Source organism: Acidiphilium sp., from assembly GCF_049977125.1.
Taxonomy (GTDB): Bacteria; Pseudomonadota; Alphaproteobacteria; order Acetobacterales; family Acetobacteraceae; genus Acidiphilium.
Map to the genome: position 1 here is coordinate 1 of NZ_JBMFGY010000260.1, position 3006 is coordinate 3006.

Annotated in this window: 3 protein-coding genes; all 3 read left to right on the forward strand. The window is 58.9% G+C overall.

Annotated features, from left to right (window positions below; translation table 11 throughout):
* A partial coding sequence (locus ACP5E6_RS17755) for a MutS-related protein (protein WP_427956505.1) occupies nucleotides 1-987 on the forward strand: 987 nt, incomplete at its 5' end.
* Complete coding sequence (locus ACP5E6_RS17760; RefSeq protein WP_427956507.1) at nucleotides 984-2492, forward strand: MutS-related protein; 1509 nt, start codon at nucleotides 984-986, stop codon at nucleotides 2490-2492. The genes ACP5E6_RS17755 and ACP5E6_RS17760, both read left to right, overlap by 4 nt.
* Before the next feature lie 20 nt (nucleotides 2493-2512).
* Nucleotides 2513-2836: a DUF190 domain-containing protein gene (locus tag ACP5E6_RS17765; RefSeq protein ID WP_427956510.1), complete on the forward strand. Its 324-nt coding sequence runs from the start codon at nucleotides 2513-2515 to the stop codon at nucleotides 2834-2836.
* Nucleotides 2837-3006: the final 170 nt, after the last annotated feature.

Here is a 3006-nt window from a genome sequence, read left to right on the forward strand (position 1 = left end):
GTCACCGTGCGCAGCTTCGAGTATGAGCCGGATTATAACGCGATCATCGCCGCCCTTTTCCAGAAGTTCCAGCAGGGCGGCGGCAAACCGCACGAATTAGAGATCGATCGCTCGCCGATGATGAATCAGGTGGCGGGCGAAATACTGCACGGTGTCGCCAAGCTCAATCCCGAGACCTTCACAAATTTGGATGCGTTCGTTGTCCGCTATCGTACGTTCATCGATCCGATGATCGCCCGGTTCGATCGGGAGATCCACTTCTATGTCTCGTGGCTCGACTTCACCAGCCATATGGCAGCTTCGGGCCTGACGTTTTGCTACCCGATTCTGGCAGACGATCGGACGATCCGCGTGGCCTCGGGGTTCGATCTCGCGCTGGCGCACAAGCTGCTGGGCGAACGACGCAGCATCGTCACCAATGATTTCCATCTCGATGGTCGTGAACGGATTCTCGTGGTCACCGGACCGAACCAGGGAGGCAAAACGACCTTCGCGCGCACGTTCGGCCAGATGCATTATTTCGCGAATCTCGGCTGCACGGTGCCGGGGAGGGCCGTACGACTGCACCGGTTCGACCGGATCTTCACTCATTTCGAACGTGAGGATGCCCTCACCACGCTGCGTGGCAAATTGCATGACGATCTTGTGCGAGTTCATGCCCTGCTCGAGGCGGCGACGGCCGATAGCATCATCATCATGAACGAGATTTTCAACTCGACCGCGCTGAAAGATGCGAGTTTTCTCGCCCAATCGGTTCTACGGCGGATTATCGCGCGCGGGGCGATCGCCGTCTGTGTCACATTCATGGATGAACTGGCGTCGCTCGCACCGGAAACCGTGAGCCTGACCAGCATGGTGCTCCCGGACGATCCGGCCGAGCGGAGCTTCAAGATCGTACGCCGACCTGCAGACGGCTTAGCCTATGCCTTGTCGATCGCTGAAAAGCACGGCGTCACCTATCGGCGGCTGAAGGAGCGTCTCGCATGAAAGCGCATTTGATGTTCCCCGATCGGGACATCGATATCAAGGCTGCCTTGCCGCCCAATGCCGCCGATCTGATTCAGGACATGGAGCTTGAAACGCTGCTTGCCGCAATGGCCGCTGGTGACAAGTTTCTCCATGAGATTGCCCATAGATCGGTCCTGACCGGATTCGGCAATACCAAGGAGATCATTTTGTGGCGGCAGGACGTGCTGCAGGACTGCATCGACCAGGAAGCAGAAATCCGCACCCTCTACGCCATCGCCCTTGCGCCGCGGGAGGTCCGCAAAGGAATTTTCTACAGTTTCAGTAGCCGCTATCCTGGCATGCTGCTCAGCGGAGCGGTGCGGCTGCTCGAAGGACTGCGTCGGATCATCGGGGACCTCGCGCAATTTGCCACCCGCAACCGAGAGCGATTTCGCTCCACGGCGCTGCGCAATCTGTGCTCAATGTTGGAGAGCGAACTCGACCCCGATTACCTGGCAACAGTCGACGAACATCTCACGACCCTGCATTTCCGCCAAGGCGTTCTGTTCAGCGCGCGGTTAGGACCGGGTAACGAGGGCCACGACTATGTGCTGCGCCATTTCGTGCCGGAGCGTTGGGCTTGGCTGAAGGATCTGATCAACGGGGCACCACCCAATTATTATTTCAGCATCCATCCCCGCGATGAATCGGGGGCTCGTGCCCTGACCTCCCTACGCGACGAGGCCCTGGTGGATGCCGCGCGCACCACGTCCCGCGCCAGTGACCACATTAACGATTTTTTCACGATGCTGCGCACCGAACTTGCGTTCTATATCGGTTGCCTCAATCTGCGACGCGCACTGAGTGACAAGGGTTGCCCGATCTGCATACCCGCCGTCGCTAAGCCCGACGACGCCGGTGTCGCCTTTGACGATCTGCGCGATCCCTGCCTGACTCTGACGATCGAAAGCAAGGTGGTGGGTAATTCCATCGATGCGCCGACATCTCCTCTGCTGATGATCACCGGGGCCAACCAGGGAGGCAAATCGACTTTCCTGCGTAGCCTCGGTCTCGCCCAGATCATGCTGCAGACTGGTATGTTCGTCACGGCGCAGCAGTTTTCTGCCGGGCTTCGAGATGGACTGTTCACGCATTACCGCCGGCGCGAGGATACCGGGCTGAATAGCGGCAAGTTCGATGAGGAATTGTGCCGGATGAGCCGCCTGGCCGACCAGATGAGCAGTGCCCCGATGTTCCTGTTCAATGAATCTTTTGCGGCCACCAACGAGCGCGAGGGTTCCGAGATTGCCCAGCAGATCATCCTCGCACTGGTGGAAGCTGGGGCGCGGATCGTGTTCGTCACCCATATGTTCGCACTGGCGGAATCCTTCATCGATCATCCTCAGATCGGTGTCACGTTTCTACGCGCGGAACGTGATGAAGGTGGCACGCGCAGTTTCCGGCTCTTGCCCGGCGCGCCGCTCACAACCAGTTTCGGCCAGGATCTGTATCGCCAGATCTTCGGCAACGATACGACCCATTAACCAACCGAAGGAGAAAGCCCATGACGGAAGACGCCACGATGGTTCGGATCAACCTGCAGGAATCTGATCACGGCAAGCGTAAGAACCTGATGGACGAGGTGTTGAACGCGTTACGTGACCGCCTCAGCCTCGAAGGCGTCTCGGTGCTCCGCGGCATTGCCGGACTGGGCGCGGGTGGGGTGATCCATGCTTCCGATATGATGCATTTCGACGTCGATCTGCCTTTGATTGTCGAATTCTGCTGCGCGCCGAAGCTTGCCGAAGCGGCGATTGCTCTTTTGGTCGACCTCGTGCCTGATGGACACGTGGTCTCGTTTCCGGTCACGCGCCATAATCGTGCCTGAGCCATATGGCGCTGGCGGGTTACGAGGAACTGAAGTTTGCGCTCGCCACCCTGTTGCGCGATTACGCCACCGCGCCTGGGGTACAAACGGTGATGAAAACCGAACTGCTGTCCCGACTGGCCCGGGACCGATTTAACCTGGTCACGGTCGGGCGCTTCAGCCGAGGCAAA